Genomic DNA, 20,207 nt, shown 5'->3' on the forward strand with positions numbered 1-20,207 from the left:
TTTACCCTCTTTAAAATAAAGATAATTGAGATGCACTAATCTGCTTTTGTCTTAGAAAATCATCAATTCGGTTGGCGGCTAAATCGCAGTATTCCTGACAAATCTCAAATCCGATAATAGTGCGCTGCAAATCTAAAGCAACAACCGCCGTAGTTCCTGAACCCAAAAAAGGGTCTAAAATGATTTCATTTGGGTTGGATGAAGCTTTGATTATTCGCTGTATGACAGCACTGGGAAATTGAGCCGGGTGAGATGTTCGCTCTTTTGAGGCTCTATTTTTACCAGAAGTTACCTTGGGAAAATCCCAAACATCAGTCGGATTTTTGCCTTGGGAGTTGACTTTAATTTTGCCATTCTTCTTTTGATTAGGATATTTTACATTGGGATCGCGCACATCATCTAGATTAAAGGTATAATCTTTCTGATTTTTAACATACCAAAGGAACTTTTCATTGCGCGGTGAAAAGAACTTACTACCAGCAACCCCAGCGCCATAGTGCCAGATAACTTCTTGGATGAGGTAAAAAGGAATTTTGTCCCAAAGTAGATAGGGAATGGGGATAGCTTTAGCTTGATTGGGAATTGATAGATACCCCAAGTTGAGCCAGAAAGCGCCGTTAGGAAGGATTAGCCGATAATTTTCACTGATCCAGCTTTCGCACCAGTTCAAATATTTATCAAGGGGTAGTGTTTTTTCGTATTCTTTGCCAATGTTATAGGGGGGACTGGTGACAGTGAGATTGACGCATTCATCAGGGAGCTTTGACATTGCTTCTAAGCAGTCCATTTGATAAATAAGGCAGTTGGGTGCTTGGAAGTATGGTTGACCTAAAAGATTTACTATGTCAGTTAAAAGCATGAGCAAGTTGATGATGGTATAAATCTATATTGGCACGATCGTGCAATTTTTATTGATAAACTTAGGAGGTAATTAAATTATGTATATTTCCTCAATTCGTCTTCCTGAATTCCGAACCATCATACTATTTGCAACTGCACATTCTGCAACTTGCAAATAGCCTTCAATACTTGCAGCAATTCGCTCGATCGCCCTCGCTCAATCAAATTCAATTCCGGTAAAATCTGATAAGTGCAAGAATTACCCCGCATCACCCGCACAAACCGATAACTTTCGCCATTCGTCGTCAACCCCCAAACAGACGATTGCTGCTGCAAACTCTTAGCAGAACCGCGACCGACAAAATAAGGTATATTCATAAAACTGCTCAACATTTGGTCGATCGTACAAAAGATAATATCGCCTTCAAACCTCTGGTCTTCCGGGTCATCTCCTGTTTGTAGCGTCACCGCCAAAGCACGAGCTAATTGATGGACTTGCAACCAATTTTTGACTAAAATTTCCGTTCTTTGGCGGAGACTGTTAGCGAGGGTTCTGAGCGACACAGCGCGCGAAAGTATTCGTTGATGTCAGTATCTGTATAGAATGTCTTCACGGGCAAAAATCCCGTTTGTGCGATCGCGCACAGAAGCTGATATAATCCTAAGTTTCTGTACGCCATATTATATCCGGTCAACTACCATAATAAAAACGGTTTGTAGTGAGGACTTTAGTCCGCATCGATCCGAGCACTTTAGTCCTCATTACAAACTAATTTTATGACAATCGTGCGAGCGGATATAATATAATTTCTCAAAAATCTACAATCAAAACCCCAAAATTGATATGACTCAAAACTACCGCATCACTCTTTTGCCGGGAGACGGCATCGGCCCGGAAATTATCGCTGTAGCGGTAGATGTCCTGAAACTTGTCGGCAAACAATTGGACATCGGCTTTGAATTTCAAACAGCATTAATAGGCGGCGCTGCTATTGACGCAACAGGCAATCCGCTGCCCGAAGAAACTATGGAAAAATGCCGCAACAGCGATGCAGTATTACTAGCAGCCATCGGCGGTTACAAGTGGGATAATTTGCCGCGCGAACAGCGCCCGGAAACAGGATTATTAGGAATGCGCGCCGGATTGGGATTGTTTGCAAATTTGCGTCCTGCAACTATTTTACCGCAATTAGTCGATGCTTCTTCCTTAAAAAAAGAAGTTGTCGAAGGCGTTGATATTATGGTAGTCCGCGAACTTACAGGCGGCATTTATTTCGGCAAACCCAAAGGCATTTTTGAGACAGAAACCGGAGAAAAACGCGGTGTAAATACAATGGCTTACACCGACTCGGAAATTGACAGAATCGGGCGAGTCGCTTTTGAGACGGCCAGGAAGCGCGGAAAAAAGCTGTGTTCCGTTGATAAAGCGAATGTTTTGGATGTTTCGCAACTGTGGCGCGATCGCATCATTTCTCTTTCCCAAGAATACCCCGATGTCGAACTTTCTCACCTCTACGTTGACAACGCAGCAATGCAGTTAATTCGCTGGCCAAAACAGTTCGATACCATAGTCACCGGCAACTTATTCGGCGACATCCTTTCCGACGCGGCAGCGATGTTAACTGGTAGTATTGGAATGCTACCTTCTGCTAGTTTAGGGGCAAGCGGGCCTGGAGTTTTTGAACCAGTGCACGGTTCCGCGCCGGACATCGCCGGACAAGATAAAGCAAACCCCATCGCTCAAGTTTTAAGCGCGGCAATGATGTTGCGCTATGGGTTAAATCAGCCAGAAGCTGCTAATAAAATCGAGCAAGCAGTTATCAAAGTTTTGGATAAAAATTACCGCACGGGCGATATCATGTCAGAAGGCATGAAACAGGTCGGTTGTCGGGCGATGGGCGATGCTTTAATTGAAGTTTTGCAAGGTTAATCTAATTGGCTCGTAGGGGCGGGTTTATGAGATTATTTGTGGATTTCATAGATATCGGTGAACCCGCCCCTATAGGAAGTGCGGGTTTAACCTTCCGCAGTCAACATATTAAATTGCTCCGTATTAATGCGATTTGCTTGATACAATATTTGAGCAATTTCTGAAAGCGCTAGCACAGAATGTGCGCGATAACCGTTGGTCTGCAATTTATCTTTTACACCCTGTTCGTGGTCGATCAAAACCACAATATCTTCTACATTTAGCCCCGCAGATTTTAACTTGCCCGCACCTTCCATCACGCTTTTGCCGCTAATCAAAATATCATCGACTACGACAATGGTTTCTCCCGCTTGAAAATGCCCTTCAATTAACTTACCCGCACCGTAAGTTTTCACTTCTTTTCGCGGAAAAATCATCGGGCGTTCCATCCGCAATGCTAAACCAGTTGCTGTGGGTAAAGAACCGTAAGGAATTCCGGCAATGCGATCGAATTTTAAATCCTTGAGAATGTCTGCATAGGCGCTGACAATTTGATGAAAGATTTGCGGAATTGAGATGATTTTTCGCAAGTCGATGTAATAGGGAAATACTGCGCCCGATGCTTGTACGTGGTCGCCAAAAACTAGGCAGCCGATGTCATAAAGTTGCAAGATTAAATCGCGGTTGGGTTCTGGTTGCAAAAAACACACGTCGGGCAGCCACAATTCGCAAGTTGGACTGCCTGCGATCGCCCGCAGCCTCTGTTCGTTAATTCTATCCCGCAATTTTTCAATTTCTCGGCGCGGCTCTTGTTTCGCGAACAAACTCGGAGGAATTGGCAGCAATAAATCCTCACCATTCTTGCTTAAACCGGCCGCCAGCAGTTGTGCGAGGTCGTTCTCTTCTGCGATGTCATTTTCTTCGGCGATGTCTCCTTCAACTAAAATCAGCCGTTCTGGAGCCGCTTGGCGGATGCGCGCCAACAAATCGGGCATTACTCCTACTTCCAAACCGAGTTTTTCGGGAGTTCCCCAAGTCTGAGAGAGTCGGACTAATTGCAAGTACAAAGGGTTTTCTGCTGTCGGGTATTCTTGCAACGCGGCGGCTGACGGGTTGGCAGTGGCACAGAGGACAAAAACAGTTTTTCCGGGATATAATAAAAATGGTGCTACTTCGTCGAATCCGGCATAGGGACTTAGAGTAATAGCGTCAAATTGCCAGTCTTCAAATACGGTTTTGGCAAACACTCCGCTGGTGTTTAAATCGCTGTGTTTGGCATCTAAAATTACGGGAATATGACGGGGAATTATTGTTAAAATTTGTTGCAGCAGTTCCCAGCCGGGGATGCCGAGACATTGATAAAAACCGAGGGTGAGTTTGCAGGCACAAATTAAATCGGCTGTTTGGTCGATCGCACTTTTGAACCTTCCCAACAAATCAGTCACAAAACTTTGAGTTTCTTCTCCAGTCATCGAAACCAGCGCCGGCAAGGTTTCCGGGTCTGGATCTAGGGCTAAATACAGCAAACTTTGATTGCTTTCAACAGCCGCTAACAGTTTATCGAAAAAGTGGCTTTTATTGGTCATATTTGGTAGGGGAGGTAAGGGGAAATACAAATTTGACTCAAAAACAGGGATTGGTGTTGTGCCCCAATCAACCGAGCTCCGTTGAAGTTTAAATTAAGAATCTTTTATAATTGTAGAAGGTAAAGACCATGAAATCTGTAACTTTTGGAGCAGTTTTATTTGGACTGATTTTCGGGTTGGCCGCAGGGGCGATTGCAGGTAATCTTCAGCAAGTAAATTACTTGCTGTCAACTAACCAGTGTCGCGGCTGCGATTTGAGAAGCATTCCCCTGCCGCAAGCTAGTTTAGTAAATGCCGATTTGCAAGGGGCGGATTTGATATCGTTTCCGGTTGCATCGGAATGATGTTAACTGTTAACTGTTGACTGTTAACTGTTGACTGTTAACTGTTAACTGTTAATTTACTATTCCGATGAAGCGAGGATTTGATATGAGAGGTGCAAATGTCAGAGAAGCTAATTTATCCTGGTCAAATTTCAGCGGGGCTTTTTTGCGACAAGCTAATTTAATTGGGGCATATTTGACCGGGGCAAATTTGACAATGCTAAGCTAAAAGGGGCGACTTGGGTTGACGGTAGTATCAAATAAGCTGTACTGTATTTAAATTTAACTTTTGGGCTGCGTCGGAATACCTAGTTTACTCATTGTTTAAAAAAATAAGCCTACAAATAGAACTAGAACCTAAAGCAATATCCGCCTTACAATGTGGATGGTAATGAATGATAAATTCGATCGACTTTTCGACTTGGGACGACTTGCTGCAACGCTACGTTGATGCTGGGGGCCGTGTTAATTATCGGCGCTGGAAAGCTGAGGGGGCAGATGTTTTGAGCGCTTGGCTGGCAACTTTGGCAGATGTAGATTTAGCTGCTGTTACGGATGCGGATGCGCGGCTGGCGTTGTGGCTGAATGCGTACAATGCGATCGCAATTTCTCAAGTTCTCGAAGTATACCCGATCGCGTCCATCCGTCCCAAAATTTTAGGAATTCCGAATTGGCTAGCTTTTTTGGATTTCTTCACCCGTTCAAACTCGATTATTGGCGGCAAAAAGTACAGTCTCAATCAAATCGAACACGCAATTTTGCGGCCCTCCTTTGCGGAAGCGCGCATTCATTTTGCCTTAGTTTGCGCTGCACTCGGATGTCCGCTGTTGCGTCGCGGCGCTTATTTTCCCGAGTCGGTACGGGCGCAACTAGAGGCTGATACCAGCAGTTTTATTCGCAATCCCGATAAGGTGCGGTACGATGCTGCGAAAAAGACGCTTTATTTGAGCAAAATTTTTGAGTGGTACGGGGAGGATTTTGTGCAGGCGGCGGGTTCGGTGGCTGAGTATGCGGGCGGTTATTTGAGGCCGGAGGTGGCTGTGGACGATCAATGGGCGATCGTTTTTTTGCCTTACGATTGGAGTTTAAATCAAGTTGAGATTTGAGATTTTCCCAAAGCAGCAGTTATTTTTTGATGGTTGATATATAGCCTTTCTCAGAAAGATGAGGTACTATCCGGGATAGGCCATTGGCCAAACAGGGCATTGGGCATTGGGCATACCTCACAACGATCTCGAACCGCTATAGAACCCATTTGATATCTATTCTGCGTAAATCTCATAAACCGGGTTTCTCTCTATATTTCTCGTCACCCAACCAAAAACTCATAGAAACCCGGTTTCTCGCCATGAGCGTAAATCTCAGAAACCAGTTTCTCTCTAATATTTCTCATCACCCAACCCAAAAACTAAAAAATGTCAAATGGGTTCTATAGACAAAGCTGCATAAATATTTGATTGATGAGTTAACCGCAGATTTCAAGCGGATAAACACTGATGGACGCAGATAATTTAATATAGTCGGCCAATCAGTTTCAACAGTTGACCAAGAATTTCTAGGTGGTACAAGCCCCCGGATTTATCCGTGGAATCAATCCAAAATCTAAAATTCTTCAATCCTCAAGCCCCCGCATTTATTCGTGGGGTCGCCTCTAAAATCTAAAATCTAAAATCTAAAATCGATTGACAGCTTGCTTGTTGACAGTTACCTCTTCCTTCCGCGAAGAGGTTTGCGGGTGAGGGAAATTAATTTTTCCATTCTTCCGACAAGGGGGAAGCTTTAAACCCATTTTTTCAGGTCAAAAGCAGGATTTTAACCTGCGCTACAAGAGTTATTGGAGATATCTAATGAACAAATCTACTCTCGCTCGATCGCTCTTTTTCCTAGCTGTGTTCGCCTGCATCCAAATTCCCGCCGCAGCATTTTCGCAACCTGCAACTCGCTCTGGCTACGAAACAATTAATCCTAAACAGTTCATAACCGATCGCAAAATTACGGTTTCCAACCCCAAAGATATCGCAGCCAAACTCTTTATTCTCGATCGAGAATCTGAAGGCAGAAAAAGCGATGGCATTTTGGTTGAATATCCCACGCGAGAAACCGCCGTAATTGTTCATACAGTCGTCGGCTTGGCTGACGATTCTGTGGCGGGAATGCGCCACCGCATCGAACTCAGGCTCAGGCAAAATAAGTGGGAAATTGTCTGGATTGGCCGACAATCGAAGTGTCAGCCAAATCGCGGACACCAAGATTGGGCAAGCGGCCGCTGTAAGTAGAAAGATCGATCGGCTTTTTGCTGATTATCCCTGCTACCGAAAACTGCACCCCAAAAGTTTGAGGGTTTCTCAAAAAGCACGATCGCCCTTCAACATCGCATCGAATGAATTGCCCCTAATTAAATTGGTTTGCAGTCAGGACAAAGAATGCTTATTCGCTCAAAGGCGGTTGAGAAGACTCAAATCCTCACTACAAACCGATCGAACTTCTCAGTTTACTTGCACATGATCAAATTTCCAGCCGAGATAAATCCCGGAACAGGCCCTGAAATCTCAACCCAGTTGCGGTTTTCTCCATTCTTGTCTTTCACTAACTGGAAATTCGGCACAAGCGTTACTTGACCGTTAGCTGCTACGCCACCTTTAATCGCAGAAGTCTTTGAAGGCTCGGTGCGAATAGCCAGACCCTTGGGCGCTACCCGAGGTTCTACCTGGCGGCACAGACTGACGGGGCCTGTCGCTGCTGGTGCTGGTGTCGCTGCTGGTGCTGGTGTCGCTGCGGGCGCTGGTGTCGCTGCGGGCGCTGGTGTCGCTGCGGGCGCTGGTGTCGCTGCGGGCGCTGGTGCGGGCGCTGGTGCGGGCGCTGGTGCGGGCGCTGGTGAGGGCGCTGGCGTTGGCGCTGGCGTTGGTGTCGCTGCGGGCGCTGGCGCTGGTGCTGGTGTTGGTGCTGGTGCTGGCGCGGGCGCTGGACTTGGGGAAGGATTTTGACTAATTGTGCAGGAAGCTATATTAGCCTCGTTGTTGGGGTATCCGGTAGCAATGTATCCTTTTACCGGAGAGGTAATTTGAATCCAGAGGCGACCGTCGGAGGCTTTAACAGAAGTGGCACCTTGGAACAGTGTTATCTGAGTATTCATTGCTACACCGCCAACTCTTGGGGATTTGGGGTCTGGGTTCTGACGAACGGTCAAACCTTCTTTGGGAGTGACTTTGCGGCAAAGGGGGCCAGTTTGGGCTATTTCAAAGGTGGCGCTGTTTTCAAAGGAAATATTTTCAGCATCCTGACTGGTGGTGGATATTGGTGGGGCAGTATGACCGATCGCCTGAGCCTGCAAACTTCCGGCTACAAGTGCGATCGCGCCCAGCAATACAGCGGGCTTGTTCCAGCAATTCAAGTTTTTCATCCGTTCAACTCCTCATCTCATCAAAACCATTATCTTTATTGGAGGTCAATATAGCAAAAAAATCGATTTGTATTCCATAAAAATGTTTTACATAACATTGTTTATCCTTTTTACTAAAATTTTATTCAAAAAAATTAATCTTTGCTGAATTAAGCCCAGACAAATTAAGGTGCTGCACCTGTCAATTGCTGGCTATCTTAGAACCGGAGAGGGAAAAGGGAAAAGGGGGAGGCTCAACAGTCAACAGTTAACAGTAGCTTAAATGCGTGAGTGTCGATCGCACCTCAGTCGATCTAGCCACCCAAAGTCCCAATCGCTAGCATTCCTGAAAATTCCCTAATCTGCAGATATAAAGTCAACTGTTTAATCGCCCATCACAAATCACAAATCTAAAATAGACTGTTGAAACCCGCCAAATCTGGTATTTGGAGTCTATTCTAATAATTTCCAATCTAAAATCTAAAATCTAAAATCTAAAATAGATAGACTGATGTTTTTTGTTTCAATCTATCAAAAGACTGATCTTTTTAAAGAGAGCGTCGCTGGATAAGCTCTATCTAGAGAATGGTTCAGTCGATCGCTGCGATAGGGTAGAAATAGAATGTCAAAGTTCAATTTTTAATCTATGAAACTGAATTATTTTACCAAAGGGCTTTCGACTGTCGGGCGCTATCTAGCTGCAACCGTGCTTTGCGTATCAGCAATGGCATTTGTTTGGCAGGGTGCGTATTTCTCGAACACCGCAGCCCTAGCCTCTCCTGCTATAAACTCCATCGCAGCAGCAGATATTGGCGATGACGTGCAAGACAAAGCCAGCAAAGATGCTGGACGCACCAAGAATTTCATCAAAGATACAGAAGAAAAAGTTAAGGACGCCGCCAAGACAAATGCCGCCAAAGTCGATCGAGCATCGGATAATGGTAGTTTCGTAGAGCGCAAAGCGAAGGAAGATGCAGCTACGATTGAGAAAAGAGCCGAAGAAGATTCTGCTCGCACTCAAGAAGCAGTAGATAACACCAAGAACGCTGTCGAGCGCGTTGTTGACAGCATCAAAGATGCTTTTAACTAGACAATCAATAATATAGTGTTGGCTCGCTCCACCACTGTCACACTGGTTCGCAGTCAGGACTTTAGTCCTTTTTGCCCCAAATACTAAACTCCTCACTAAAAACCAAAAGTATTAAAGGTTCGTAGTGAGGACTTTAGTCATTCTTTTTAAGGTTCGATAGTTCGGAATGCGAGTCCTTCTTTTCCCAAATACTAAAGTCCTAACTAAAAACCAATCCAATCCGGGTGAAACTCTTCAGACATTAGAGCGTGTTTTTTCGCCCTTTTCTCATCCCCCGAAACCAACATCATCGCTCTGCATTTAGCCAAACCTCCAGACAGAGCATCAAACCGATCGCAATTCATCATTTAAAATTGCCGCAAAAAGCGCAAATCGCTAGAATAAACCCGGCGAATATCGTCAATTTCATAAAGTACCATTGCGAACCGCTCCACACCAAAACCAGCCGCAAATCCAGTATATTTTTCTGGATCTAAACCGACTCCTTTAAGAACATTTGGATCGACCGCGCCGCAGCCCAAAACTTCCAGCCATTTGCCGTTCCACTGCAAATCAACTTCAGCAGAAGGTTCTGTAAACGGAAAGTAACTCGTGCGGAAACGAATCGGCAAATCTTGCCCGAACATTTGCCGCAAAAACTCTTTAATTGTGCCTTTTAAGTCAGTAAATGTCAGACCTTCACCGATCGCTAAAAGTTCGATTTGGTGAAAAACTGCTGCGTGAGTAGCATCCACAGTATCGCGGCGGTAAACGCGGCCGGGAGAAACAATCCGAATCGGCGGTTTGTGCTGTTCCATGTAGCGAATTTGCACCGATGATGTCTGAGTCCGCAGCAAGTCGCCTCCCGGCAGATAAAATGTATCTTGCATATCCCGCGCCGGGTGGTCGGGCGGGGTGTTCAGCGCCTCAAAGTTGTAATAATCTGTTTCCATTTCCGGGCCGTTGGCGACGGTGTAGCCGAGACCGACAAAGATATCGAGAGCGCGGTCTATGACGGCGTTTAAGGGGTGAACGCGGCCTTGGGGGCGAAAAATCCCCGGCATGGTGACATCGAGGGTTTCTGAGGCTAATTTGGCTTGGATTTGGGCAGTTTGGAGGCCGGCGCGTTTGTCTTCTAAGTCGGCCTGCAGGGCTTCTTTTACCGTATTGGCGATCGCGCCTACTTTGGGCCGCTGATCTGGCGACAGTTTGCCCATCATGCCTAAAATCTGAGATAGTTGGCCTTTTTTGCCAAGGTAGCCGACGCGCAACTGTTCGAGTTGTTCGAGGGTATTCGCCGTGGCGATCGCACTTTTCGACTCGCTTGCGAGGGTTTCTAGTTGAGTTTCAATGTCGCTTAGTTGGACAGCCATCTTGATTTTAGATTTTAGATTTTAGATTTTAGATTTGAAGGCAATGTTGAGCCAAGCTGAGTTTATCGCAATTTGGGCTCTACAGCCTTGTTAATTTGAGATTTTAGAACAAACCGTGAAAAATGGGCACTGCGGGCGATCGTTAGTCATTAGTCATTAGTCATTAGTCATTAGTCAGTAGGGGCGGTGGATGGTGCGTACCCGCCCTCCTGCCGTCATTAGTCATTAGTCAACAGTTAAAAGTTAACAGTTAACAATCACTGACATGGCCACCAAAATCAATCTAATTCATCTGCGTTAATCTGTGTTTATCAGCCCTCATCTGCGGTTTAAAAAAGAGAGAATTTATCACCGCAGATGACAATTGATTGACGCCGATTCACGCAGATGCAGAGAAATCATTAGTCAAGTGTAAAATCCTGTCAACAGTCAACAATCACTGACGCTGCAACCAGGGTAAACGCATCTTGGCAGACAATGCTGTGCGTGTGAGTTTGTGCGCGATCGCAATTATCGATTTTAGCCGGTTTAGCCACCCGATCGACAGCGCGACATTATTTTGGGTATTTTTGCTTAGGCGATCGTGGATGGGGCGATCGACCTTTCGGCTCAAATCCGCTGAAATATAAGTATTGCGGGTATGCAGACAGCAGTGCGCCTTCCTGCGGATATCGGTAACAGTCGATCGAATTTGAATTCAATTGCCGACAACTCAAGAGAATCTATTAAGATATATAGACTTGCCCAAATCTTGCCAGTTCAAGATTGCAAGTTCAGACTCTACTGGAGCTTCTCATGTTAGCCGAGCTAATCTCTTCCAGACGCATACTCAAAGCCAAACTCCTCGACTTCTTAGGACTTCCCGAAAATTGCGAAGACAAAACAGATAACATCGTCAACCGAATTGTATCCGTACTAGAAATAAACGCAGCCGAACAACAAAGATTTTTGGAGACATTCAAAAGTGAATTAGCCGTCGCTCCGGTAGAATTAGAAGCAATGCTCAAGTGTTCGGCAGCAGAACGGCAGCAGTGGATCGAACAAGGCAAACTTCCTATTTTAGAATACCGCTCTTTCCTCAAATCTGGAATTCATTTAGAATATCCCGTTCACGACAGAAGATTCATCTTAACTCTCACGCCAGCAGACATTAACAACTGGCGCAAAGAGCCCAAAGCGCCGATCAAAACTAATGGTCAAACAGCGGCTGCTGTCAGTACAAAAGACCCCGAAGAAAACGAACAATCCCGAATAGCTTTTAGTTCAGCTTGGGAAAAAATAATTGCCGACTGGAAAGAACAAGGTTCGGCGGAAATTTCTGCAACCTTCCAGCTAGCTTACTGGACAGTTTGGGCATCACGGTGGGCTAAAGAAAATCAGATCAAAAGTCAAGGAAGTGAATCTAAGAAAATCTACGAAACTCACCAGCAGGAATGGTACCACCGCAAAAATCAAGCAGTTAAGTTACTGATTGAAATGCCCTACGCCATGCTTTACTTTTATCGTCCTCCCGATGGTGACAAATTATATCTGGAACTGTGCGACGACCACCAGGATATGATGAAAGATGACTACTATTGGGACAAGTGGGAGTTTTTTAATCAGAATCGCAAACTTGTAAATAGATGCCGGGAATGCGTGTACTGCGAAACCAAAGATTATTACTCGCTTTACTATCTCGAAATCAAGAGCGACAAGTTTCCCGATTTTAGTTTTTCCTACCACACGCCGTACACCATCGGCCGAAAATTTTTGCCGCATCCCGAAACGCTTCCTCCCGTTGACCACGTAGAACAAGACGGCATTTTTCGCTTTGGCCGCCCGCTGCTACAACAAGAAAAAGTTATTCACACAGAAAAGGATGTGTTGCTTAAGTTTGAGGCGGCTTTGGCTGAGGCCAAAAAGTTTGTTTAGTCAGTAGTCAGTAGTCAGTAGTCAGTAGTCAGTAGTCATTAGTCATTAGTCATTAGTTGAAAAGTAGAGTAAGGTGCACGCGCGCTGACTTGAGAAACCGGGTTTCTTTTAATATTTATGGTTTCTGTTGCGAAAACTCGTAGAAACCCGGTTTCTTACTTACGCGCGCCGAGTTGAGAAACCGGGTTTCTTTCAATATTTATCTTGCCGTAACAAATAATAGTAGAAACCCGGTTTCTTGCCGTGATAGGCACGTTTGTTACTACTAACCAATAACCAATAACCAATAACTACTAACCAATAACCAATAACTACTAACCAATAACTACTTTTCAACTTGGATTACTTGAATGCTGCCGCCCGCATAAAGTTTTGGTTGTTGAGTTGCTTGGGAATTGTTAGGTTGAAATCCAACTTCTGCTAACAAACTATTCAAGTCAGTTTCGATTAACTCCCAAGCGGTTTCAGTCTCAAACAACCACAAAAATACAGCCAACCCCGGCCAAAATACTGGATTTGTGGGGCGATGAAAATCTACCAAAGTGAATACACCCCCCGGCTTGAGTACGCGGTAAACTTCTTGAAATATTTGCCTCAACTGTAGGGGCTGCATTTCGTGCATCGCTACGCTGCTGTGCACCAAGTCAAACTCATCGTCGCCAAATGGCATGGATTCGGCAAAAGCTTCTACATACTTGGCTGACGGTACATTTTTTCTGGCCCGTTCCAGAGATAATGGCGAAGCGTCAAGTCCTGTGACATCCTGGGAATATTGCACCAGAAACTGCGTAGTTTGACCGCTACCGCAACAAAGGTCTAAAATTTTAGTTTCCGCGCTAGGGGTCAAATTTTGCAGGGCTAGCTGGCGAAAACGAGCCTCGCCACCTACGCTCAAAGCAGCCAGACGGGCGATCGCGTCGTACAGCCACTGATACCGATAACTTAAATCTCTAAAAATTGTTGCCACAGTCAAAATTATGTATAGCTTGTTATCGACTTAAGATATCATGAGGCTATATTGTTAAAATAAGTAACAGAACTGAGACGATGGGAGAGCTGTAACTGCTATGGGCCGTGTGGGAGTATTGCTATTAAACTTGGGCGGGCCAGATCAAATCGAGGATGTCCGTCCTTTCCTGTTCAACTTGTTTGCTGACCCGGAAATCATTCGCATTCCGTTTCCGTGGATGCAGAAACCGCTCGCCTGGTTGATTTCGACCCTGCGATTTCAGAAATCCCAGGAAAACTACCGCCAAATCGGGGGCGGCTCTCCTTTGCGCCGGATTACCGAAGAACAAGCCGCTTCGCTGCAAGAACTCTTGCAAGAAAAGGGACAGGATGCCCGAGTATATGTGGGGATGCGCTACTGGCATCCTTTTACCGAAGAGGCGATTGCCAAAATTAAGCGCGATCGCATCGAACACTTAACAATCTTGCCGCTGTATCCTCAATTTTCCATCAGTACCAGCGGTTCTAGCTTCCGGCAGTTAGAAGAAATGTGGGGCCTAGATCCAGCCCTCAGCCAGATCGAATATACCGCTATTCCTTCTTGGTATCAACGGCCTGGTTACATTCAGGCGATGTCGGAACTGATCGCCCAAGAATTAGACAACAGTCCACATCCCGATCGAGTTCACATCTTTTTCAGCGCCCACGGTGTCCCCCTCAGCTACGTAGAAGAGGCTGGAGACCCCTATCAGCGCGAGATTGAAGATTGCACTCGTCTGATTATGGAACATTTGAACCGATCGAACGAACACACCCTCGCCTATCAAAGTCGGGTTGGCCCGGTGGAATGGCTCAAGCCTTACACCGAAGACGCGATTACTGAATTGGCAGAAAGTGGAGTCGAAGATTTGTTGGTAGTTCCGATTAGTTTTGTTTCGGAACACATCGAGACTCTGCAAGAAATTGACATGGAGTATCGAGAACTAGCAGAAGAATCGGGCATTGAAAATTTCTACCGAGTGCCCGCACTGAATACTCATCCGGTGTTTATTGAGGCCTTGGCCGATTTAGTCATCGAGTCGATCGAATCTCCCAGCGTTAAATTCTCTGATGTAGTACGCCCTTCCAAGAGAGTCAAAATGTACCCTCAAGAGCAATGGGAGTGGGGTTTGACGACGGGGGCGGAAGTCTGGAACGGTCGTGTAGCAATGATTGGTTTTATAGCATTAGTGATCGAGTTAATTACGGGTCAAGGCCCGCTACACTCGATCGGCTTGCTTTAAATTGACAGTTGACAGTTGACAGTTGACTGTTGACCGTTGACAGTTGACTGTTGACCGTTGACCGTTGTTACAAACGATCTCGTTTCCGGTTGCATCGGAATCATAAAATCGAGTCAACAGTTAACAGTCAACTATTCAGTTTTTCGACCTGCCCGTCAACAGTCAACCGATTTGAGATTTGAGATTTGAGATTTGAGATTTTTAACAGTCAACAGTCAACCGATTTGAGATTGGAGATTTTTGATTTTTAACAGTCAACAGTCAACAGTCAACAATCACCGACGGTGTAACCGGAATTATTCATCTCTCTCTTCTCTTCCTCAGCGCCCTCAGCGCCCTAGTAAGGTTAAATCATTCCGAAACAACCGTAAACGATATAACTAATCACCAATAACTAATCACCAATAACTAATCACTAATTAATCAGGATCGCGCTTGCGGCGGCGGGGATTTCCCCCGTCGGCCGCTATTCCCTGACTTCTATACCAGCGATACCACTCTTTAGAACTGCGAATTGCCAGCCACAGCAGCAGCATAGCAATTAACGCTCCCTGTCGCGGGGCATCAAAGGCAAAGAAAACCAAAGAAATGCACAGAATATCTTGCAAAAAAATTACCCAAATCGGCAAACCCCGCAGCCGGTAAAGCCATCCTGCTTGTACCAGTTGCAGCACTAAAGCCAACAAACCTCCGACAATACCAATAATCCACAGCATCCAAGGATGAGCAATAATTTCGTTGATCGAACTTACCTGAGCGATCGCAATTCCCATAATTGCTCCTACAATGGGACTGAAAATAATCTGCACAACTTGCAGCACCCGCTGTCCCACAAAAGTTTTAGAAGCAAATAACTCTAACAGCGACCAACTCACTAAGATGGTAATAGCCACTTGGGGAGGAACCCCCGATAATAGAGGTATTTCCGACCAAAGTTTGTCAATCCGCAACAAACCAATTAACAGCAGGGGCAGGGCAATTCTCATACCCCCCGCCGCCGATGCAGATAACGCGGCTAGGAGTCCAACCATAATAATAATTGAGTTTAGAACATATGCTAGAGCCTCGATCTATGTCACAATTTACTTCCCCTAGTGACTGGCTGTGATTTGAGCGATCGAACTCAAATTACCCCTTGAGCTTAAATATATCTCTCTATTTTAAGTGTATTTGCTTAATCTCTGCTTGGGAGTGCGATATTGTCGATCGACAATATTGCAGAAGCCACTCATACAGAAGCGACTTATACAGATACTTGTGCTGAATTACACCGGGATTGTGATTAAATGGTAAAGTATCGAAAAATCAGCTAAGCCAAAAGAATTAAATGGAATAGGCCAACTAACCAAAAGCTTTCGGGTAAATCCTTCTCCCGCCTTCCATCTTCCATCTTTCATCTTCCTTCTTCCTTCATCTTATGTCAGACTCATTATTTACCGACGCCAGCCGCCGATTAGAACAAGCCTTAAAATATGTATCCCTCTCCGAAGATACGATCGAACGGCTCAAATATCCCAAATCCAGCTTAATTGTATCGATTCCCGTGCGGATGGACGACGGTTCCCTGCGAATTTTCCAAGGTTATCGGGTGCGCTACGACAACACCAGAGGCCCCTCTAAAGGAGGAGTGCGCTACCATCCAAATGTATCCCTCGATGAAGTGCAATCCTTGGCATTTTGGATGACTTTTAAATGTGCGGTTCTCAACATACCATTCGGAGGAGGCAAGGGTGGAATTACTGTCAATCCCAAAGAATTGTCTAAATTTGAATTGGAAAGGTTGAGCCGGGGTTACATTGATGCGATCGCAGATTTCATCGGCCCCGATGTCGATATTCCCGCACCGGATGTCTACACCAATCCCATGATTATGGGTTGGATGATGGATCAGTACAATATTATTAAGCGACAGCTTTGTCCGGCGGTGGTGACTGGAAAACCCGTGACAATCGGTGGCAGTTTGGGCCGAGATACCGCCACAGCAACCGGCGCTTTTTTCGTGATAGAAACTATACTGCCAAAATTCGATCTAAATCCTCAAAATACAACCGTAGCAGTACAAGGTTTTGGTAATGCGGGTGCAGAATTAGCAGAATTGCTCTATCAAGCCGGTTACAAAGTTGTTGCAGTCAGCGATTCCCAAGGGGGAATTTATGCCAAACAAGGCCTGGACATCCCCAGTATTCGAGGGTTTAAAGACTCTAATAAAGGTATCAAAGCTATTTACTGCGAAGGTTCAGTTTGCAATATTGCCGAACACGAATTTTTAACAAATGAGCAACTTTTAGCCTTAGATGTAGACGTGCTGCTGCCAGCAGCTTTGGAGAATCAAATAACAGAAGCAAATGTTAATGATATCAAGGCTAAGTTTATTTTTGAAGTAGCTAACGGGCCGATTGATTCGGCTGCTGATTTGATTTTAGAAGCGAGGGGAATTCAGGTAATTCCTGATATTTTAGTCAATGCCGGTGGTGTAACGGTTAGTTATTTTGAGTGGGTGCAAAATCGCAGCGGGCTTTATTGGACGCTGGAGGAAGTTAACCAGCGCTTGCAGCACAAAATGGTCGAAGAAACTCAGGCAATTTGGAAAATATCTCAAGAATTTTCAGTTTGCATGAGAACTGCGGCTTACGTGTACGGGTTGAATCGACTCGGAGAAGCGATGAATGCGAAGGGAACGCGGGATTATTATGTGAACGGTTGAGGGAAGTGCGGTAAGATTGTGCGATCGGACAATCTTACCGCACTTATTCGAGAAAAGCGCAGTCTACGAACCAACATGGCAAAATTTGGCTCTGAATTGGGGAATTTTAGGTCTGCACGCAGCAGTTTATTTGACTGCAACTTTGCTATTGCAGAAGCGGAAAGATATTTTTAAATAAGTAGGTCATCTGGGTATTATATCCCCGACTTCTTCTCGGTATTTTTCGTGAGAACTCGGACTTATTTAAGAAGTCGGGGATTTTGGCATTAGATGGGGGAAGAAAACAGCAAATAAGTTACCGCTGCTGTTTTCTTCCCCAGAAGCATCTTCTATGATGACATCAAAGTCAGATGTATTATAGTTTCGTAAATATTGTTTTATCTTCTCCTCATCCCGATCTTTCAGCAGCAAATAGGCAGCAAATCTCACGGACATTATCCGATCGTCCAATGCTTGAATTATCAAATCCAAGCCTGCTTCTCCATATTTCAGCGCTTCGGGGAGTGCGGCGGCTCTAACGTAGACAGTGGGCGAGGCTAAGCGGCTTTTAAGGCCAGAGATTCCTCCTAAGACAGCAGCACCTATCGGGGGTGGATTTTGACCGCCCTTAACTGCATCGTATTCTCTAGGTTCATTTTGATGTTCTGACATAATTTCAACCAGGGACTTTTGCTAGTTGATCCGGATGCAATGGAGGCATCGCCAGCAATTCCTCAACTGAGAAAGGTTGGCGTTGAGGAATTGCAGCTTCAGCGTCCATGAGCTCTTTCATTTTCTCAAAAATCAAAACAGCTTCTGCTTCTGAGTCAGTTAGTTTATCGTAAAAATAAGGTAGGTCAAACCAATGCTCAAAAGCAATCTCTAACAAACCGTTAGTTGCTAATTGCACTTGCCAATATCGACAATATCTGGCATCTACTATCTCAAATAACGGGGCCCGATTGTGTATGGGATAATAAGTATAGCGTTCGTCGCAAATATAGTACGATAAATTCCCTTGCCATTGGGATATAGCATAGACAATATACTCTTTACCTACTATCAGTTTAAATTCAGTTTCTTTGGTGATGTCTAACGGTGGGTTTAGGTAATTTTCCGGCAAATAAGCCCCTTCGTTGGCAATGCAGCGAATCTTCATAGTATATTAACCTCACTGGTTTTTAGGTGCTATTTTGGAGTATGTACGTTTGATTTTGTACTCAACATTTAGGAGAGTGCGGGCATTTCTACACCAATGGATTTCAACGACAGCTCCTTCGATAATCGCGCTTTGGTTACTAGCCATTTTATACCAATCTTCAGGCTGACCGCCATAGTTGGCAACCAATCTGGGAGCATCTCCTAGCGGTCTCCTGGAACCGCCTTGAATCATGATGGCAGGTTGAGCCTTAGCATCTTGCAGCAGTATTTGCTCTTGTAAATTATGGGAATATCATCGGGAATTGCACCTCTTATCATGTTGCTATTAGTTACCAACTATAAAATCTCGGCTAGCTTTAATTATACAATCAAGCTATTACTCTTTCATTTGTTGTTAAATAAGCAATTAAAAACATAAAAAAAAATCCCCCGTTTGGGGGATTTCCTTCAAGGCTATTACATAGCCTTAGTTTCCGGCATCAAACACTTATCAGAATCGCATCCCGCCGGCCCAGAATCCATCATTTCACCCAAATCGTAACGGCTCAAAGCCTCGTGGAAAACATCAATATCGCGGCGCGATAAAGCCTCTGCCACCATTTTGGTGTAAGTTTCCTTGTTAATCGGTTCAAAGGGCAAGCGCGGGAAAGTTTCTAGAGCATCAAACCTGGCTAAAAGTGCGGCGGAAATGTAGCCTTCGTCATCGCGAATTGCTTCGTAAATTCGAGTACCCAAACTTTCAACTTCATTTTCCCGCAACTCAATCGTGGCCGAAGTATTGTGTCTGACATAGAACTTTTGCACCTGCATATAAAAGTCCATTTGTGCCGCCGCTGAGAATTTGTTGATGTCAATTTCGTCGGCACCGGGCAAATCTGCCCAACTTACGGCAACGGGTATTTCTACCAGCCATTCTGTACAGCGTTCGTCGAAGGGATTGTTGAGTAAATTGCCGTTTTCATCTTTGTCAGATTGAGACGGAATCACGTTGTATCCGTAGTCGATGCAGGCGAGGGCTACGGGGTCGTTTTTGCCGAAAGTGATCCGGCGAATAAAACGCTGGGCTTTCGGCGGATGCCAGCCGGGGGAAGCGCCTGTGAGCAGAGATTTTGTACCGGATGGTTGGACGGTTGTGCAGCGATTGGGGCGTTTCAAGGAATGGCGATCGCAATAATCCCATACTACCCGATCGACAATCTCCCGCCAACCAGTCAAATACTCTTCTTCCCGCTGTTTAAACGCCATACCCCGGTCAGTTTGCGGGCGGCCTTCCACCCACCAGCGCAGCCACTCAACGCCAAAAGCATGAACGAAGAAATCGAACAATCCCGTGAAAGATACGCCGACAATCGGGTCTAATTCGCGGCTGTATTGATAGCGGGGTTCGCTAAATTTATGATTGAGAAGTACGGCGACAGATAAACCTGCGGCCCTGAAAGCTTCCTCCTGTTCTTTAAAATTGTAAGGGTCGATTTGATTGAGGTGAACCTCCCCCAAGTTACAGTGGAAGTTAGATCCAATGATTTCCAGTTTTGTTATCCTAAAGGCTTTTTATCCTCTAGTTCTACAGATTCTATTTTCCCTGTAGCTCGGCGTACTTTTTCATTTACTTTAGTTATAAATGCCCCGCACTCTTGCCAGGATTATGTTCTTCTATCAAGAAGGTTCACCCGGTACGCTCTACGGTGGTAAAGGCTTTTTAATTCCCTTACTTACCTCGGAGTCAACATCTCAGTCTT

The 20,207-nt window shown here is 45.1% G+C and carries 20 protein-coding genes and 1 pseudogene; 10 read left to right on the forward strand and 11 right to left on the reverse strand.

From position 1 onward, the window contains the following. Window positions 1-10 precede the first annotated feature (10 nt). Window positions 11-769 (reverse strand): DNA-methyltransferase, encoded by a 759-nt coding sequence (locus tag AACV78_RS02330; protein ID WP_228042047.1) that lies wholly within the window; start codon window positions 767-769, stop codon window positions 11-13. A 209-nt stretch (window positions 770-978) separates the two neighbouring features. Further along, window positions 979-1,182, reverse strand: a pseudogene (locus AACV78_RS28625) (restriction endonuclease subunit R); the annotation flags it as partial. 502 nt (window positions 1,183-1,684) lie between these two features. Between AACV78_RS28625 and leuB the strand changes: the two are divergent. Beyond that, the gene (gene leuB / locus AACV78_RS02340; RefSeq protein WP_194008070.1) at window positions 1,685-2,770 is read left to right on the forward strand and encodes a 3-isopropylmalate dehydrogenase; all 1,086 of its coding nucleotides are present in this window, start codon (window positions 1,685-1,687) and stop codon (window positions 2,768-2,770) included. A gap of 86 nt (window positions 2,771-2,856) precedes the next feature. On the opposite strand, the gene AACV78_RS02345 is transcribed toward leuB, so the two are convergent. Further along, window positions 2,857-4,335 carry a bifunctional orotidine-5'-phosphate decarboxylase/orotate phosphoribosyltransferase gene (locus AACV78_RS02345; protein ID WP_194008069.1) on the reverse strand — a complete coding sequence of 493 codons (1,479 nt, stop codon included), beginning with the start codon at window positions 4,333-4,335 and terminating at the stop codon, window positions 2,857-2,859. Between the two features lie 128 nt (window positions 4,336-4,463). On the opposite strand from AACV78_RS02345, the gene AACV78_RS02350 reads away from it, so the two are divergent. From AACV78_RS02350 to AACV78_RS02365, 4 genes are all read left to right on the forward strand, one after another. After that, window positions 4,464-4,679, forward strand: a complete 216-nt coding sequence (locus tag AACV78_RS02350) for a hypothetical protein (RefSeq protein WP_194008068.1) — start codon at window positions 4,464-4,466, stop codon at window positions 4,677-4,679. Window positions 4,680-4,764: 85 nt separating this feature from the next. After that, entirely contained in the window at window positions 4,765-4,887 is a 123-nt protein-coding gene (locus AACV78_RS02355) for a pentapeptide repeat-containing protein (protein WP_228042049.1), read from the forward strand. Between the two features lie 166 nt (window positions 4,888-5,053). Next, window positions 5,054-5,764, forward strand: a complete 711-nt coding sequence (locus tag AACV78_RS02360) for a DUF547 domain-containing protein (RefSeq protein ID WP_194008066.1) — start codon at window positions 5,054-5,056, stop codon at window positions 5,762-5,764. A 741-nt stretch (window positions 5,765-6,505) separates the two neighbouring features. After that, complete coding sequence (locus tag AACV78_RS02365) at window positions 6,506-6,934, forward strand: hypothetical protein (RefSeq protein ID WP_194008065.1); 429 nt, start codon at window positions 6,506-6,508, stop codon at window positions 6,932-6,934. 215 nt (window positions 6,935-7,149) lie between these two features. Here AACV78_RS02365 and AACV78_RS02370 read toward each other — a convergent pair whose 3' ends face one another. Next, entirely contained in the window at window positions 7,150-8,058 is a 909-nt protein-coding gene (locus AACV78_RS02370) for an SH3 domain-containing protein (RefSeq protein WP_194008064.1), read from the reverse strand. A 625-nt stretch (window positions 8,059-8,683) separates the two neighbouring features. On the opposite strand from AACV78_RS02370, the gene AACV78_RS02375 reads away from it, so the two are divergent. After that, window positions 8,684-9,127: a hypothetical protein gene (locus tag AACV78_RS02375; RefSeq protein ID WP_194008063.1), complete on the forward strand. Its 444-nt coding sequence runs from the start codon at window positions 8,684-8,686 to the stop codon at window positions 9,125-9,127. A gap of 203 nt (window positions 9,128-9,330) precedes the next feature. Here AACV78_RS02375 and AACV78_RS02380 read toward each other — a convergent pair whose 3' ends face one another. Both AACV78_RS02380 and pheS read right to left on the reverse strand, forming a co-directional pair. Further along, window positions 9,331-9,474, reverse strand: coding sequence for a hypothetical protein (locus tag AACV78_RS02380; protein WP_194008062.1), 144 nt, complete (start codon window positions 9,472-9,474; stop codon window positions 9,331-9,333). Further along, on the reverse strand, window positions 9,475-10,479 hold the full coding sequence (gene pheS, locus AACV78_RS02385; RefSeq protein WP_194008061.1) for a phenylalanine--tRNA ligase subunit alpha: 1,005 nt from the start codon (window positions 10,477-10,479) through the stop codon (window positions 9,475-9,477). A 467-nt stretch (window positions 10,480-10,946) separates the two neighbouring features. Between pheS and AACV78_RS02390 the strand changes: the two genes are divergently transcribed. Beyond that, the gene (locus AACV78_RS02390; protein ID WP_194008060.1) at window positions 10,947-11,108 is read left to right on the forward strand and encodes a hypothetical protein; all 162 of its coding nucleotides are present in this window, start codon (window positions 10,947-10,949) and stop codon (window positions 11,106-11,108) included. Window positions 11,109-11,274: 166 nt separating this feature from the next. Further along, the gene (locus AACV78_RS02395) at window positions 11,275-12,393 is read left to right on the forward strand and encodes a hypothetical protein (RefSeq protein ID WP_194008059.1); all 1,119 of its coding nucleotides are present in this window, start codon (window positions 11,275-11,277) and stop codon (window positions 12,391-12,393) included. Between the two features lie 325 nt (window positions 12,394-12,718). Here the strand turns inward: AACV78_RS02395 and AACV78_RS02400 are convergent, their stop codons facing one another. Further along, entirely contained in the window at window positions 12,719-13,360 is a 642-nt protein-coding gene (locus AACV78_RS02400) for a methyltransferase domain-containing protein (RefSeq protein WP_194008058.1), read from the reverse strand. Between the two features lie 100 nt (window positions 13,361-13,460). Here AACV78_RS02400 and hemH point away from each other — a divergent pair, with 100 nt between their 5' ends. Continuing rightward, a complete protein-coding gene (gene hemH / locus AACV78_RS02405; RefSeq protein WP_194008057.1) occupies window positions 13,461-14,624 on the forward strand; it encodes a ferrochelatase in 1,164 nt (387 codons plus the stop codon). A gap of 419 nt (window positions 14,625-15,043) precedes the next feature. Here the strand turns inward: hemH and AACV78_RS02410 are convergent, their stop codons facing one another. Beyond that, window positions 15,044-15,655 (reverse strand): DUF4126 domain-containing protein, encoded by a 612-nt coding sequence (locus tag AACV78_RS02410; RefSeq protein WP_194008056.1) that lies wholly within the window; start codon window positions 15,653-15,655, stop codon window positions 15,044-15,046. Window positions 15,656-16,041: 386 nt separating this feature from the next. On the opposite strand from AACV78_RS02410, the gene AACV78_RS02415 reads away from it, so the two are divergent. Further along, window positions 16,042-17,328 carry a Glu/Leu/Phe/Val family dehydrogenase gene (locus AACV78_RS02415; protein ID WP_194008055.1) on the forward strand — a complete coding sequence of 429 codons (1,287 nt, stop codon included), beginning with the start codon at window positions 16,042-16,044 and terminating at the stop codon, window positions 17,326-17,328. 243 nt (window positions 17,329-17,571) lie between these two features. Here AACV78_RS02415 and AACV78_RS02420 read toward each other — a convergent pair whose 3' ends face one another. From AACV78_RS02420 to nrdJ, 3 genes are all read right to left on the reverse strand, one after another. Further along, window positions 17,572-17,979: a hypothetical protein gene (locus AACV78_RS02420; RefSeq protein ID WP_194008054.1), complete on the reverse strand. Its 408-nt coding sequence runs from the start codon at window positions 17,977-17,979 to the stop codon at window positions 17,572-17,574. Window positions 17,980-17,983: 4 nt separating this feature from the next. Beyond that, entirely contained in the window at window positions 17,984-18,466 is a 483-nt protein-coding gene (locus tag AACV78_RS02425; RefSeq protein ID WP_194008053.1) for a hypothetical protein, read from the reverse strand. 458 nt (window positions 18,467-18,924) lie between these two features. Then, window positions 18,925-19,965, reverse strand: a complete 1,041-nt coding sequence (gene nrdJ / locus AACV78_RS02430; RefSeq protein ID WP_370528816.1) for a ribonucleoside-triphosphate reductase, adenosylcobalamin-dependent — start codon at window positions 19,963-19,965, stop codon at window positions 18,925-18,927. Between the last annotated feature and the right edge of the window lie 242 nt (window positions 19,966-20,207).

Source organism: Tychonema sp. LEGE 07196 (genome assembly GCF_963890365.1).
Taxonomy (GTDB): domain Bacteria; phylum Cyanobacteriota; class Cyanobacteriia; order Cyanobacteriales; family Microcoleaceae; genus Microcoleus.

Excerpts from the sequence above, each read along its gene's own strand:
- AACV78_RS02330 (WP_228042047.1), bottom strand. The coding sequence starts at position 769 with ATGTCAAAGCTCCCTGATGAATGCGTCAATCTCACTGTCACCAGTCCC.
- leuB (WP_194008070.1), top strand. The coding sequence starts at position 1,685 with ATGACTCAAAACTACCGCATCACTCTTTTGCCGGGAGACGGCATCGGC.
- AACV78_RS02345 (WP_194008069.1), bottom strand. The coding sequence starts at position 4,335 with ATGACCAATAAAAGCCACTTTTTCGATAAACTGTTAGCGGCTGTTGAA.
- AACV78_RS02350 (WP_194008068.1), top strand. The coding sequence starts at position 4,464 with ATGAAATCTGTAACTTTTGGAGCAGTTTTATTTGGACTGATTTTCGGG.
- AACV78_RS02355 (WP_228042049.1), top strand. The coding sequence starts at position 4,765 with ATGAGAGGTGCAAATGTCAGAGAAGCTAATTTATCCTGGTCAAATTTC.
- AACV78_RS02360 (WP_194008066.1), top strand. The coding sequence starts at position 5,054 with ATGATAAATTCGATCGACTTTTCGACTTGGGACGACTTGCTGCAACGC.
- AACV78_RS02365 (WP_194008065.1), top strand. The coding sequence starts at position 6,506 with ATGAACAAATCTACTCTCGCTCGATCGCTCTTTTTCCTAGCTGTGTTC.
- AACV78_RS02370 (WP_194008064.1), bottom strand. The coding sequence starts at position 8,058 with ATGAAAAACTTGAATTGCTGGAACAAGCCCGCTGTATTGCTGGGCGCG.
- AACV78_RS02375 (WP_194008063.1), top strand. The coding sequence starts at position 8,684 with ATGAAACTGAATTATTTTACCAAAGGGCTTTCGACTGTCGGGCGCTAT.
- AACV78_RS02380 (WP_194008062.1), bottom strand. The coding sequence starts at position 9,474 with ATGATGAATTGCGATCGGTTTGATGCTCTGTCTGGAGGTTTGGCTAAA.
- pheS (WP_194008061.1), bottom strand. The coding sequence starts at position 10,479 with ATGGCTGTCCAACTAAGCGACATTGAAACTCAACTAGAAACCCTCGCA.
- AACV78_RS02395 (WP_194008059.1), top strand. The coding sequence starts at position 11,275 with ATGTTAGCCGAGCTAATCTCTTCCAGACGCATACTCAAAGCCAAACTC.
- hemH (WP_194008057.1), top strand. The coding sequence starts at position 13,461 with ATGGGCCGTGTGGGAGTATTGCTATTAAACTTGGGCGGGCCAGATCAA.
- AACV78_RS02410 (WP_194008056.1), bottom strand. The coding sequence starts at position 15,655 with ATGGTTGGACTCCTAGCCGCGTTATCTGCATCGGCGGCGGGGGGTATG.
- AACV78_RS02415 (WP_194008055.1), top strand. The coding sequence starts at position 16,042 with ATGTCAGACTCATTATTTACCGACGCCAGCCGCCGATTAGAACAAGCC.
- AACV78_RS02420 (WP_194008054.1), bottom strand. The coding sequence starts at position 17,979 with ATGTCAGAACATCAAAATGAACCTAGAGAATACGATGCAGTTAAGGGC.
- AACV78_RS02425 (WP_194008053.1), bottom strand. The coding sequence starts at position 18,466 with ATGAAGATTCGCTGCATTGCCAACGAAGGGGCTTATTTGCCGGAAAAT.